Raw genomic sequence first — 13,805 nt, 5'->3', positions numbered from 1 at the left:
GCGGGTTGACTGATCCGCCTTTTTTGCGTGATGCATTGCCAATGGGTGCACGCTACCACATATCCGGCTGACTTTCCTGCTGTGTTACCCACGGACCAATAAATGGATTCACTCACTCAATTCGTTCTCGGTGCCGCCGTTTCAACCGCCTGCCTCGGACCAAAGATCGGACCACGCAAGGCAGTGTTGGTGGGTGGCCTGCTCGGCACATTGCCGGATCTGGATGTGTTTATTCCGTTTGACGACCCCATCGACAGTTTCGTTTACCACCGCGGCTGGTCGCATTCGATCTTCGTCCATGCCTTGGCCGCGCCGGTAATCGGCGAAGCATTGATGAGATTGTTCAAAGGCTTGCGGGATCAACGCTGGTTGACATGGGGAGCGGTTTTTCTTGTCCTGTCGACGCACGCGATCATCGACGCGATGACAGTTTATGGCACAAGGCTGTTCTGGCCGTTTTACCCGGACCCGGTGGGCGTCGGCTCGGTGTTCATTATCGATCCGGTTTACACGATCCCGCTGCTCGTCGTGGTTATCTATGCACTGTGCAAGAAAAACTGGACGTCACGACTTCGAAACTGGGTCGCAGGCGCATTGGTGTTGACGACTGGTTATCTTGGCCTCAGCGCTGTGCTTCAGCAATATGTGCAGTCTCAGGCGCGATCGGTGTTTCAGAGCCAGGGCATGGAACCGGATGCCGTTTACGCGATTGCTGCGCCTTTCAATGTTTTGCTCTGGAAAGTCATCGGATTGCGGGAAGACGGCTACGACAACCTGTATTTCTCTTTGCTCGACGGCAAAGGCGCACCTGAGATTTATGAACATCCCCGGCATCCGGAATTGGCTGCATGCCTGACGAATACAGCTGCCTTCAAAAAGCTGGAATGGTTCAGCAGGGGATATTTCAGGACAGAGCTTGTCGGAGACAAGGTTGTCGTTTCGGATCTGCGCATGGGCCTGACCCCTGGCTACGCCTTTCGTTTCGCGATCGGCCAGGTCGGCCAAAACGGCATTCAGCCGATTGCGCCGCTCCGTGATTCCGGTCTGGCGCGGATTGATGCCGATGACTGGGACTGGTTCGTGGAGCGGCTCCAGGGACGACCGAGTATCAGAAAAGCGGAAGCCAACACAGGTGATGCATTGAACGTTCTGGCTTCGGCAAGCTGCAATGCGGGCGGGGGCCTCTCCGGATAAACGGCGAGCCCGGTTCTTAGTCGTTCAAACCGGACTCGGCCAACGGAACAAGGGCCGTTTCACCCAGGAGAGCATCGGGATCGTGAATGGCGGGGACCTGCTGGCAATCCGCCGACTGAGCCTCGTTTTCGTCCTGGTGCTCCTTGAGCGCCGCGCAGATCGGTATCGCTGCCTGCCGTGTACCACCGGCTGCCACACTCATCACATCCAGCAGGGAGCCATCCGTTTCATGAAGCGCCGACGCAAGGTGCTTCGCAAACAGCGATATTGTCCGATCTGCCGAATAGTTGGCGGCCTGTCCGGCACCTGCCGAGGAAACCAGCGCTTCGGGACGTTCCTTGTGGTCGACCCTGTGTGCGTCGAATAGGTGCATATTGACCGCATAGGAGTTGTTGGTATCAAGAACAAGGATAACCTCGGCGGCCGGAATAGTGTGGATCATTGCCGCAAAGGCTGGCGCTGATACCCACGTGCCCTCGCTGATTGCATCTGTTGCTGTTTCGGGGCGTTGGTCTGCCCAGAACTCGAGCACGTAGCCATTGGTCTCGCCCGAAGGATCATCATCCTTCTGGCCCAGAGGCAGGTTGGCATAGATGATCAGACGATCTTCCGGACCAAGACGATTGGCCAGCTCCGTGGCCTTTCGCTTCAAGGCGGACGCATTGGCACCCTCGTTGATGAGAAGGTGAATGTTGTCCGGACCGGCATCAAGCCTCGGACCCAAAGCACTCACCACCTTGTCCAGGCTGTTGCGGCAAATTTCAGGCGATTGAGGGTTCCACGGCGGACAATTTCCAATTCCAAGGATATGGTTTTTCAGTCCGGTATCCTCTTGGGCATTTGCTCCTGCTGCCAGAGCAAAGACCGCGGCAGCGCACACGAGCAAGGAAGCGCCGGCCTTTTTGCAGCGCGGCCTGTCAAACCATGCAGATTTCCTGTCGGCGCCGCCCGTCATTGTTTCTCCCGAGACCCCGTGTTGTCGGATCCTGTCTGTTATAATGCCACCCGGTGAAGACAGTGCAAAATCAAACCTGGAATTCAATAGAACTCGGTTGCAGTCCGTTAATCAACTTTCTTTTCAACCCAAGATGTTCCATGAAACCAAATCTGTTCAGTATCACTTGGTATGTTCGGGTGATCTGACAGACTGTAGAATTCCTTCAGACAAAATTCGTTCAACCTTGCAATTGCTTGAGTTTTTCTACGATGTGTATCGTGTCGTCTGTCAATGTTCCCGTATCGGCGTTGCCGACAAGTGAAACCATCTGGATTAGGTCCGGAATCGTGTCGCGACCGCCAAGGTGAACTGTTCTCTTGATCAGGCGGCGGATCATGTCGTCGGGATTGCTGCTTTGATTGGCAAGCCACCTTGAGAACAGGTAAAGGTCGTCGGCTTCCGCAGCAGACATCTGAAACACGGTTTGCAGTTGCTCCAGGATGGCGTCTTGTTCTGCCCGCGAGATGCCGCCGTCCGTCTCGGCTGTCAAAACAAGCAATGTAGCAGCCGTCACCCGTGGATCATCGACGCCTTCGGTCGGATGCTGATTGGCACGGGTCCGAAAACCGAAGCGCCGGGCCGCAGATTTGACGTCTTGGGCCGCTTCCAGAACAACTCGTGTGCTGTCGGCCGCCTGGCGGGCCCGGTAGATCCAGAACGCAGCGCCTGCGAGGGCGGCAAGAATTGCGAGCAGAATATGCAAAGGGTGTCTCCTTCAATTTCCACTCGCATCCTTAGCGCAAATACCGCCAACGTGTCTTGACAAAAATTACAAGGCGTCTTCGCGTTCACGGCTCTTCGCCGAAACGAGCCGGCTGACAACATTTTCGATGATCATGTGACCTGCGTCCTGATCCAGTGACATGATGGATTCCGGGTGGAACTGCACCGCGGCAATGGCCTCTTTTTCATGCTCAATCGCCATCACGACACCATCCTCGGTCTCCGCCGTCACCCGAATATCCCCGGGCAGGGTAGGCCTCTTCGCAAACAGCGAATGATAGCGGCCGACGATCACCGGCGCATTGAGACCGTCAAAGAGGAGGGAATTCCCGGAGATGCTGATCGGTGACGGTTTACCGTGCATTGGAATATCCAGTTGGCCGAGTTCCGCACCGAAATACTCCGAAAGTGCCTGCAGTCCGAGGCAGACGCCGAAGATCGGCAACGCGCGGGCGCGGGCTCGACCGATCGTCGCTGCGCAGTCGAAGTCCTTAGGGTTGCCGGGGCCTGGTGACAGAACAACCAGGTCCGGATTGACGTCATGAAAGACATGGTCGGCAACCGGCGTTCTGTAGGTGACGACGTCGGCGCCCGTTTGCCGGAAATAATTCGCAAGCGTGTGCACAAAACTGTCTTCGTGATCCACGAGCAGGATCTTCAGGCCCTCGCCAGGCTTGTGGGTTTCAGTCGTTTCGGTGGAACGGGTCGCCAGGCCGGCTTCGCGAACCGCCGCACGCATGGCTTCTGCCTTGAGTTCGGTTTCCGCTTCTTCGTCTTCCGGAACACTGTCGTAAAGCAGTGTTGCGCCAGCCCGGATCTGCGCCAGTCCGTCCTTGATGCGGACGGTCCGCAGTGTCAGGCCGGTGTTCATGTCGCCATTGAAGAGAACGGCACCGATGGCCCCGCCGTACCAGGCACGCGGTGACTTTTCGTGATCCTCGATGAACTGCATCGCCCACCGTTTCGGCGCCCCCGTCACTGTGACGGCCCAGGTATGGGAGAGGAAGGCGTCCAGCGCATCCATGTCCTCTCGAAGAGTACCTTCGATATGATCCACCGTGTGGATCAGCCGGGAATACATCTCAATTTGCCGCCGCCCGATCACCTTGACTGAGCCTGGGACACAAACCCGGCTCTTGTCGTTTCGGTCGACGTCGGAACACATGGTCAGCTCCGCCTCGTCCTTTGCCGAATTCAACAGCTTGCGGATCTGCGCCTCGTCCTCGATCGCGTTCTTGCCGCGTCGGATCGTGCCGGAGATCGGGCAGGTTTCCACGCGTCGGCCACCTGTGACACGCACATACATTTCCGGCGAAGCCCCGACGAGGTACTCGTTGTTGCCGAGGTTGAAAAAGAACGAGTAAGGGGAAGGGTTGATCTGGGCAAGGCGCCTGGAAACAGCCGAGGGCGGGTTGGCACAGGGTTCATAGAATGTTTGCCCCGGAACGGTCTCGAACAGATCGCCCCGCCGGAAGTAATCCTTCGCCTTTTCAACAAGTTCGGCATATTCACCCGGCTCATGATCTCCCCGGCCAGGGTCTTTGTTCGCCGGTGCATAGGAACTTTGTTCGCCCGTTCGCTCCAGGTCTTTCGTGGTCTTGCCGTTGACCACAAAATCGTATTCAAGCACATAGGCCCGTTTTCCGTGGTGGTCGACAATCAGGATTTCGTCGGGGAGAAACAGAACGACATCACGCTGATCGTGAGGTCTTTCCAGCTTCTGGTCGATCGGTTCGAACTGGAAGGCCACATCATAACCGAAGGCTCCGTAGAGGCCGAGCTGGTCATCGCCACAGGCAAAAAGGTCCTTCAGCGCGCGAACGATTGAAAATGTCGACGGCTGGCGGGAGCGCTCCTCTTCATTGAAGAGGCGATCCGGTTTCTTGACGGTAAGTTCGATCCTGTCAGAGCCGGCATCAAAGGTTTCAACAACATCGTGTGTCCGCAAGGCCTCGACGATTGCAGGTATGAGAACCTTGCCGCGATCGTTCAAGGCCCGTATCTCGACCTTTCGGTCGGCAGCCTCCAGAACAAGAGGGGGATTGACCAGCGCCATGTCCCAGCGGGTGTAGCGGCCGGGGTACTCGTAGGACGAAGAAAGAACCGCGCCCAATTCGCTGTCGAGCCGGTCGATCCAGTCGGACGTTCCGGTTTCGTAGTCGGAGGGGCGTGAGGTCCGAAGGATCGTAATCCCGCTTTCGGTTTCATAGGTCTGATCTGCCAGTACCGGCATGGTCTTTCCGTTCCCGTTTCTGGTGGCCGTTTGCGGCGTTGGCGGCCTCTTAATGCACCAAGGCCGCCAGCGGTGTCCCGCGGCGGCCTTTGGTGAATTGCTTGATCCTTTCAGAGCATGACTGTTCGCTGGCCGCCTATGTCGCGCCGCGCCACCACCATACTGCTTTCAGGCTCGTCTTCATGAGACGACGCATAGCCGAAGCGCGATGGGAAGGCAATGGTCTATTGACCGGGAAGGAAAAAACAGTCGTTTTTGATCAGTTTGCGGTCTTGGTCCACGCGTTATTTTCGCGAGCTCTTGACCCGGGAACAAAGATGCTGTCTTGCAGTGCCTCGACAGACAGAAACGCCAAGGAGAATCGGCGGGAAAACAGCGCGTTGGTCGAACGGCATTGAGGGGCACATGGAACACTACGATCTTATCGTGATCGGCAGCGGGCCGGCGGGCCGTCGGGCTGCGATCCAGGCAGCAAAATTCGGGCGCGACGTACTCGTGGTGGAACGGGGCCGCAGGGTCGGTGGTGTCTCGGTTCACACTGGAACAATCCCCTCAAAAACACTGCGAGAGACAGTTCTGAACCTGACGGGATGGCGCGAGCGCGGATTTTACGGCAGCTCCTATCGTGTCAAGCAGGACCTGACCGCCGCCGATCTCAGGGCGCGGCTCCACATCACGCTCAACCACGAAGTGGATGTGCTTGAGCATCAGTTCTCCCGCAACAAGGTCGACACGGTCCGGGGTGAGGCACGCTTTGTCGAGAGCCACATGATCGAGGTGGAAGGCGATGCCGGGGAGATCCTGAAATACAGCGCGGACAAATTTGTCATCGCCGTCGGGACAAACCCCTTTCGTCCCGGCTATGTTCCCTTCGACGGGAAATTCGTGCTCGACAGCGATGAGATTCTCGATCTGGGCGAGATTCCACGCTCGATCGCCGTTATCGGGGCAGGGGTTATCGGCGTGGAATATGCCTCGATCTTCTCGGCGCTCGACGTTCACGTGACACTCGTTGAACCCCGCGAAACGATGCTGGATTTTCTGGACAAGGAACTTGTCGCCGATTTCACCCACCAATTGCGGGATCGCGGAATCGCCATGCGCTTCGGAGCCAAGGTTGAAGCAATTGAAAAGCATGGTCCTGCCGATTGCGAGATCAAGCTTGAGGGGGGGCGGAGTGTTCGCTCCAACGTCATCCTGTTTGCCGCCGGCCGCATGGGCGCGACACCGTCTCTCAATCTGGACAGTTGCGGTTTGTCGGTTGACCACCGTGGCCGCCTCGAAGTCGATCCCGAAACGTTTCAGACGGAAGTCTCCCATATCTTTGCCGCCGGCGATGTGATTGGTTTTCCGAGCCTCGCCTCGACATCGATGGAGCAGGGGCGTATCGCTTCGTGCCATGCGCTTGGCGAAGCGGCCCACGATCCGCCCGAGTATTTTCCTTACGGGATCTATGCGGTTCCTGAAATCTCGACCGTCGGCATGACGGAAGAGGAAATCAAGGAACGCGGAATTCCCTATGAGTGCGGTGTTGCAAGGTTTCGCGAAACGTCACGCGGGCATATCATGGGCCTTGATACGGGCATGCTCAAGATGATCTTTTCCCTGAAGACCAGGCGGCTACTTGGCTGCCATATTGTCGGAGAAGGGGCAACCGAACTGGTTCATATCGGTCAGGCAGTCCTGAACCTTCGCGGCACGTTGGAATATTTTGTCGAAAACACCTTCAACTATCCGACACTTGCCGAAGCATACAAGATTGCCGCGCTCGATGCGTGGAACCGGATGCCGCCTTTGGAAGATTAGATTTCCGACAAATTGCTGAAAGTGTTTCCTCTTTTGACAACATAGTTCTGGGACAACTTAGCAGATACGCTTGGCCGCGACCTGAACCTGAGTCGAATTGATGCGAAGGGCTGCCATGGGCCGGACACTGCTTCTGAAGAATGCCGACATCCTTGTCACGATGGATGACGAGCGCCGTGAAATCCAAAATGGCGGGCTCTTTGCCGAAGACGGAATGCTCACACAGGTCGGGCCCACCGAGGAGCTGCCGAAGACCGCCGACAAAGTGATCGACGCGACCGGCCAGATTGTTCTGCCGGGTTTCGTCAACACTCACCATCACCTCAACCAGACGCTCACGCGCAATCTTCCCGCAGCGCAAAACAACAACCTCTTTCCTTGGCTCCAGGCCCATTACCGGATCTGGGCGAAGACCCACCCGGAAGCGTCCCGAAACAGCGCCCTGGTCGGTCTTGCAGAACTTGTGCTGTCGGGCTGTACCACTGTTTTCGACCATTCCTATCTCTTTCAGAGTGGCAACAAGGTGGACTTTCAGATCGAAGCGGCCCGGGATCTCGGTGTCCGTTTCCATGCAAGCCGTGGCTCGATGTCGCTGGGTGAGAGCAAGGGCGGATTGCCGCCGGACGACTGTGTTGAGGAAGAAGATGACATACTGAGAGACAGCATCCGGGTGATAGACCGCTATCATGATGCGTCGCCAGGATCGATGACCCGGATTGTGGTCGCTCCGTGTTCGCCGTTTTCGGTGTCGGAAGACCTTTTGAGGGAAAGTGCACGCCTGGCGCGTGACAAGGGCGTCATGTTGCACACGCATCTGTGCGAGACGCTGGATGAGGAACGCTACACCCTTGAGCGTTTCGGCAAACGTCCCGTGGAGTGGATGGAAGGTCTTGACTGGACCGGCCCCGATGTCTGGTTCGCCCATGCAATCCATGTCGACGACGAGGAAATTCGCCTGTTCGCGGGCACCGGCTGCGGGGCAGCACACTGCCCATGTTCCAACATGCGGCTTGCCTCGGGTATTGCACCGGTCAAGAAGTATATGGCAGCCGGAGTGAAGGTGGGGCTGGGTGTTGACGGCTCTGCCAGCAATGACGGGTCCAATATGCTTGGAGAAGTGCGACAGGCCATGCTGCTCGCCAGGCTGCAGCTGGGACTGATGCCGCCCGAAGGCCCCCGGAAACATGCACTGCTGCCGCCATCACATCCGTTGCGCGCTGGTGAATGGATGACTGCGCGGGAAGCTCTGGAACTTGCCACGAGAGGCGGCGCCGCGGTGCTGGGACGGGACGATATTGGTTCTTTGGAAACAGGCAAGTGTGCTGATTTCTTCACCCTGGATCTCAACACGCTTCAATTTGCAGGCGGACTGCATGATCCCGTCGCTGCGGTCGTCTTTTGTTGCCCGCAAGGGGCTTCAACAACCGTCGTCAACGGCAAGGTCGTGGTCGATGATGGGCAGATCGTCACGATGGAGATGGGCAAGGTCGTCACCGATCATAACCGGATGAGCCTCGAACTTGCCGCGGGACACTAGAGGGATAGCTTTGTTGCGGTAATTGTGGTCCCGGACCGATCAATTGCTGTTGGTCGATTTTTATCAGCAGAGCCAGCAATTTTCCGGCAAGACAGCAGCCGTGACGGCTTGGCCGTCTCCGATCCAGCTCATGATGCCACTTTCGACATTGACGACATTTGTAAAGCCGGCCTGCTCCGACAGGTACTGGGACAAGACCTTGCTACGGGCTCCTGTCCGGCAGATGAGCACAACCTCATCCTCGGGACCGGCGACAAGCTTCTGGAGCGAAGGGCCGAAATCCGGGTTCACATTGCCGTTTTCATCGAAAAAGGTCACGAGATGGCTACCGGCAACAACCCCGGTCTGTTTCCACTCGTCAGGCCTCCGGATATCGATAACCGTCGCGCCGGACGCAAGTTTTTCCTTCAGTTCGTCATTGCCGATATCGGAAAATTTCTTGCCTTTGACGTCCAGAAGCTCGATTTCGAACTTGAGCGTCGCATCAGGTGGAATGACGCCGCCTGCGCCGCGGGAGCCGTAGGCCATGTCAGGTGGAATGATCAGCTCACGCTTGCCACCCACCTGCATGCCTTCAACGCCTTTTTCCCATCCGGGAATGACACGGCGTTCACCAAGCGTGAAGGAGAAGGGTTGTCCTCGGTCCACACTGGAATCGAACTTGGTCCCGTCCATCAGCCAGCCGGTGTAGTGAACGACGACGGTTTCGCCAACATTGGCTTCCTCGCCACTGCCTTTTTCGATATCCCGTATCTGCAGTTCGCTTTGCGCTGCCGCGGGAAAGATCATGAATGCAGATATCAGAAGAGTGGACAGCCACTTAATCATCACGCTTGTTCCATAAATTGCCTGAAAGATGTTCGAAGACAGTCGGCGATCATTCGCCGGATTGCAAGTCACGCTACTTGAACGGGACATCAATTGAAAAGGAACTAATCGATGATGTGGCGCTTTGGCACAATCCTTGTCGCGGTCTTTGCTGTCCAAGTGACGGGTGCGGCACATGACACGCATGTTTCGGCTGCTGAGCTTGAAGTGTCCTTGCCGATCGATTGCGACTTCGGGCAGGACTGTTTTGTCCAGAACTACGTTGATATTGATCCGGGACCGGACGTTCAGACCGCCACGTGTGCACAGGCCGGCTATGACGGTCACAAGGGAACGGATTTCCGGGTATTGAACACCAACCAGAATGCCGGCGTCATCGCCTCCGCGCCCGGCGTCGTAAAGGCTGTTCGAAACGACATGCCGGACAGGCTCGTTCAATCAGCAGAAGATCGAAAGCGGGTCGAGGGCAAGGAGTGCGGCAACGGAGTGGTGATTTCCCACGGGAACGGCTGGGAGACCCAGTATTGCCACATGCGGCAAGGTTCAGTGATTGTTTCCAGCGGAGATCGTGTCGAGCGCGGTGATGTCCTCGGCGAGGTCGGTTTTTCCGGTTTCGCCGCCTTTCCGCATGTGCATCTTTCCTTGAGGAAGGACGGCCAGGTTGTCGACCCGTTCCTTGGGCATCCGGAAGCCGCAGAGGATCGTCTTGCGCAGTGTGCGTCCGTTGCAGAGGCTAGGGCGGCTTACGACGGTTCGCTCTGGCAAGGTGACCTCGTTGCATTGTTGAAGGATGCCGACGGCGAGATCATTCAGACCGGGTTTGCGGACAGTGCGGTCAAGTCGATTGATCTGGAAACGGGAACCGAAGCCGAACCCGGGACCCGGTCTCCTGTTTTTGTCTTTTTCGCGCGACTGATAAATCTGAAGAAAGGTGATCGGGTTGCGCTTCGTCTCGTCGGCCCCGAAGGCGTCATGGCGGAATCGGAAGGCGAACCGCTCGAGCGGCAAAAGGCACAATGGGTTGCCTTTGCCGGCCGCAAGCTGAGGGGAGAGGCCTGGCCTGCCGGCGAATATGTCGGCACGGCCATGCTGATCAGAAACGAGCAGATCTTCCGGCAGGAAACGACCTTGTTCTCGCTGGGAAATCCGTAAACAGTTCACGTGCGGCAATGGCCTTGCCTGATCTTGTTTGGTTGGCCGAATTCAGGCGCGCGTCTCCAGGTGTCTGTCGACCAAAGTCTGCACCATGGGCGCGAAATGCCAGAAGTCGGGAGTTTCCATATTTGCCTGTTTGCCGGCTTCGTCGAGATATCGAACCTGAATGATCTTCTTCAGGTTCGGGTTCTTTTCAAAATCCGCGACTTCATCGGGGCTCATCGGACCGCCCTGGAGATTGAGCGAATGGACAGATGCCTCGGAGAGGCGTTTGAAATAGTCCGGTTTCGTCGCACACAGATAGCGCTTTGCAGCAACATGATGACGCACGCAATCGACGATCACCGACGGAAAGTATGAGCTGAGAACCTGTGCACCCGCTTCCTCGTGAAAACGGTCCTCGGTGTCTTCCATGGAAAAGGTTCCGAACTCCGAAGTGAAGTGTCCGATGTCGTGAAGCAGGGCCCCGACGATGATCTCCTCGTCAAGGCCGTTCCGTTCCGCGATCGTGGCGCCCTGGAGCATGTGCTCAGCCATGGTGACCGGCTCGCCGAGATATTCCTCGTCTCCGCAGCGCTCAAAGATATCACCTATGAACGCGACGATGTTATCGCGATTGAGTGTTGAAAAATCCGGCTTGCTCACTCAGCTGCCTCCTGGACAGACGATTGAAGGGACGCAAGCGTCGAAAGCAGGCCATCCTTGTCGGCGTAACACCCCTGTAGCCAACGCGAACCGGTTCCCGAATAAGCCTTGCGGGCATGTAGTACTCGCGTGTTGTCGACGATGAAGCATTCGCCGGGCTCGAGACGGAAAGTCACTTCCATTGCCGTATCGTCAATGATTTCGCCGAGCCTGCGGTAGGCTTCGTAATAAAGGGCCATATCTTCGAAAGGCACGTCGGTTATTGCGGCTGCAGACCTGTTGTTGAAGCGAACCGCTATGAGTTCGCCATCAGGCGCAAGCTCTATCATCGGTCGGCGGGACGTCAAGGCAACGCCCTTTTCGCCTGCATATTCAAATTTCGCGCAGTATCGGCTCAGGACATCGAACCACGCGGAATTTTCGTTCTTCAGGCGCATTGCCGCCTTAAATCCGTCGACCACCATGTTTTCGCCGCCGGCAGCTGAACTTTCCAGGCAGTAAAGAACCTGAATTGTCGGCACGGGATCGCGGTAGGGATTGTCGGTATGTGCCTGAAGTCCCAGTCCCGTGAAGGCCAGATTGGTTGGATTGACTTCGGTCCGGACTTCAAAGTGCCTTCCGTAGTTTGTTTCCCTGACAAAACCGAACAGTTGGACGACTTTCATCAGCGCCTGGTCTTCGGCCGGACCACCGCTGAGTTTTCCGAAACCGTACCTGGCAACGCTTTCCAGCCACGCTCGCTTTGCCGATGGATCCGAGGCTATGTGATTGAAATCGGCAGAAGGAACATTTTCATTGAGCATCGCGTCCCAGGTCTCGATGCTATCGGCGAGCCAGCCCTTTTCAGAGACTCGCGGCCGGTCGTAAGCGTTCGCAATCAGCCAGTCGATTGAGTAATCGACGTCCTTGTTTTCAGGTGAAAATGTAATCTTGAGCGTTGTGCCTTCGACTGCTGCCGCGGAAATCTGGACCTTAGGATCGATATCCCGCAACGCAATCAGCCTTTGACCATTCGATGGGGATCTTGTCTCCGTGTCCCAGGCATTGTCACGTAGCCAGACCGCGTGGAAGCGAAACTGTTCCCGGTTGTGGTCGAGAACAAGAATATTACCCGACTCATTGATTGCCACCTGTGTCATCCGCCAAAGCCTCTCCTGTCTGGACAATGACAAGATCGTGCTGTTTTGCTATAAAATCAAATTAGGAATTAAGAGACTTAGAGTTCGTTTTGCTAATGGATAAGTCCAGATTTGAGAACCTGCCGCTGGAGTGGGTGAGGGCGTTCGAGGTCGCGGCGCGTACAGGAAGTTTTACAGCCGCTGCGCAGGAAACCGGGTTGACTCAATCAGCGATCAGTCAGCGGATCGGCAAGCTCGAAAAGCGCCTGGAAACACAGTTGTTTTTGCGCCAGCCGCGCAGCATTTCCCTGACGGTCGAGGGCGAAACATGGGTTCCGCACGTCCGTTCTGCCTTGGAGAGTCTGAGGGAAAGTTCCGAGGGAATATTCGGTATATCACGAAATCGGGTAACGATCTCGGCGAGTGCGTCAATCATTGAACTTTGGCTGATGCCTCGATTGTACAGACTGTCATCTGAAATAGATGCGCAGATTTCCTTCAAGACACTTGTTCTTTCCTCGGAAGTTCAGCAAGAACCCGGTGTCATCCAGATAAGATACGGGTCGGGAGATTGGCCCTACACGTATAAACTGCCACTCTACAGTGAAGTCATCGCACCCGTAGCCTCGCCGAAGCTTTTGGGACGTTCCGCAGATTGGACAGGCCTGCCCCGGATCGCGGTCGTTGGACCTCGACCCGGCTGGAACGATTGGTCAGCCAGGTTCGGAACGCCGTCGACGCCGCTTGCCGATCTTCGCTTCGACACCTTTTTTGCAGCTTTGTCCGCGGCAAGAAAAGGTTTTGGGGTCACGCTTGCTTCTCTGCCACTTTGTCAGGAGGACTTGAAGACCGGACGCTTGCAACGTGTTTCAACTGAAAATCTGCCCCATCACCAGACATACTGGTTGCTGGCGTCCAAGGAAGCCGTTTCAAGGAAACAATGGAACCTGCTGGAAAAGGGATTGAAGGCAATCGGTGACTGAAAGATCTGTCACAACACCGTTTGTCCGTTTCGCACCTATTTGCCCGTAATGGGATCGTTTGCGGTTCGGATGAGTTTCTCAAGAAGTGCCGAGAGCTGGTCTTGTTCGTTCGCCGTCAGACCTTCGACTGCACGGGCCTGCATGTCGACATACTGTGGGATCATGCGTTTGACCAGTTGCAGGCCTTTGTCAGTGACACACACGGTAAGGGCACGACGGTCGTCGGGATGCGGGCAACGTTCAACCAGACCGGCTTTTTCCAACTTGTCCACACGCGCAGTCATGCCGCCTGAACTCATCATCGTTGAGCGATAAAGCTCGGTCGGTGTCAGTTTGTAGGGAGGACCGGATCTGACCAGTGTCGCCAGCACATCGAATTCACCCAGCTTCAGACCGATTTTCGCGTAGGCCGGAACCAGGTAATCGCGGTTCATCAACTGCGCCGCTTCGTTCAGGCGCCCGAGCAACACCATCGGCAGCAGTTGTTCGGCAACTTCCGGGACTTCCTTCTGCCATTGCCGCCGCGCGCGTTCAGCCCGGTCGGTCATTAGGTCCGCCGGGTCGCCGAACAGGTGTTTCGATGGTT

At 56.5% G+C, this 13,805-nt stretch carries 12 protein-coding genes; 5 read left to right on the top strand and 7 right to left on the bottom strand.

The features are described from left to right. Nucleotides 1-102 precede the first annotated feature (102 nt). Nucleotides 103-1,194: a metal-dependent hydrolase gene (locus LA5095_RS20950; protein ID WP_055118455.1), complete on the top strand. Its 1,092-nt coding sequence runs from the start codon at nucleotides 103-105 to the stop codon at nucleotides 1,192-1,194. 16 nt (nucleotides 1,195-1,210) lie between these two features. Here the strand turns inward: LA5095_RS20950 and LA5095_RS20945 are convergent, their stop codons facing one another. From LA5095_RS20945 to LA5095_RS20935, 3 genes are all read right to left on the bottom strand, one after another. Further along, nucleotides 1,211-2,149 (bottom strand): hypothetical protein, encoded by a 939-nt coding sequence (locus LA5095_RS20945; RefSeq protein WP_208992796.1) that lies wholly within the window; start codon nucleotides 2,147-2,149, stop codon nucleotides 1,211-1,213. 220 nt (nucleotides 2,150-2,369) lie between these two features. After that, complete coding sequence (locus LA5095_RS20940; protein ID WP_055118453.1) at nucleotides 2,370-2,894, bottom strand: TerB family tellurite resistance protein; 525 nt, start codon at nucleotides 2,892-2,894, stop codon at nucleotides 2,370-2,372. 66 nt (nucleotides 2,895-2,960) lie between these two features. Continuing rightward, entirely contained in the window at nucleotides 2,961-5,147 is a 2,187-nt protein-coding gene (locus tag LA5095_RS20935; RefSeq protein ID WP_055118452.1) for an anthranilate synthase component I, read from the bottom strand. Nucleotides 5,148-5,552: 405 nt separating this feature from the next. Here LA5095_RS20935 and sthA point away from each other — a divergent pair, with 405 nt between their 5' ends. Both sthA and LA5095_RS20920 read left to right on the top strand, forming a co-directional pair. Then, nucleotides 5,553-6,953 (top strand): Si-specific NAD(P)(+) transhydrogenase, encoded by a 1,401-nt coding sequence (gene sthA, locus LA5095_RS20925; protein WP_055118447.1) that lies wholly within the window; start codon nucleotides 5,553-5,555, stop codon nucleotides 6,951-6,953. A gap of 115 nt (nucleotides 6,954-7,068) precedes the next feature. Next, nucleotides 7,069-8,490, top strand: a complete 1,422-nt coding sequence (locus LA5095_RS20920) for an 8-oxoguanine deaminase (RefSeq protein ID WP_055118445.1) — start codon at nucleotides 7,069-7,071, stop codon at nucleotides 8,488-8,490. Nucleotides 8,491-8,553: 63 nt separating this feature from the next. Here LA5095_RS20920 and LA5095_RS33470 read toward each other — a convergent pair whose 3' ends face one another. Continuing rightward, entirely contained in the window at nucleotides 8,554-9,318 is a 765-nt protein-coding gene (locus LA5095_RS33470; RefSeq protein WP_055119006.1) for an FKBP-type peptidyl-prolyl cis-trans isomerase, read from the bottom strand. A gap of 111 nt (nucleotides 9,319-9,429) precedes the next feature. On the opposite strand from LA5095_RS33470, the gene LA5095_RS20910 reads away from it, so the two are divergent. Next, a complete protein-coding gene (locus LA5095_RS20910) occupies nucleotides 9,430-10,470 on the top strand; it encodes a M23 family metallopeptidase (protein ID WP_055404420.1) in 1,041 nt (346 codons plus the stop codon). A gap of 51 nt (nucleotides 10,471-10,521) precedes the next feature. Here LA5095_RS20910 and tmpB read toward each other — a convergent pair whose 3' ends face one another. After that, nucleotides 10,522-11,118, bottom strand: a complete 597-nt coding sequence (gene tmpB / locus LA5095_RS20905; RefSeq protein ID WP_055118441.1) for a (R)-1-hydroxy-2-trimethylaminoethylphosphonate oxygenase — start codon at nucleotides 11,116-11,118, stop codon at nucleotides 10,522-10,524. Then, complete coding sequence (gene tmpA / locus LA5095_RS20900) at nucleotides 11,115-12,257, bottom strand: 2-trimethylaminoethylphosphonate dioxygenase (protein WP_055118440.1); 1,143 nt, start codon at nucleotides 12,255-12,257, stop codon at nucleotides 11,115-11,117. Before tmpA ends, tmpB begins: the two co-directional genes overlap by 4 nt. A gap of 95 nt (nucleotides 12,258-12,352) precedes the next feature. Here tmpA and LA5095_RS20895 point away from each other — a divergent pair, with 95 nt between their 5' ends. Continuing rightward, a complete protein-coding gene (locus tag LA5095_RS20895) occupies nucleotides 12,353-13,219 on the top strand; it encodes a LysR family transcriptional regulator (protein WP_055118438.1) in 867 nt (288 codons plus the stop codon). Nucleotides 13,220-13,254: 35 nt separating this feature from the next. Here the strand turns inward: LA5095_RS20895 and LA5095_RS20890 are convergent, their stop codons facing one another. Continuing rightward, nucleotides 13,255-13,767, bottom strand: a complete 513-nt coding sequence (locus tag LA5095_RS20890; RefSeq protein WP_055119005.1) for a MarR family winged helix-turn-helix transcriptional regulator — start codon at nucleotides 13,765-13,767, stop codon at nucleotides 13,255-13,257. Nucleotides 13,768-13,805: the final 38 nt, after the last annotated feature.

Origin of the sequence: Roseibium album (genome assembly GCF_001404515.1) — a bacterium.
In the GTDB taxonomy this organism is placed as follows: domain Bacteria; phylum Pseudomonadota; class Alphaproteobacteria; order Rhizobiales; family Stappiaceae; genus Roseibium; species Roseibium album.
Note: the sequence above shows the minus strand (reverse complement) of the source record. Positions and strands in the feature narration are given on the sequence as shown.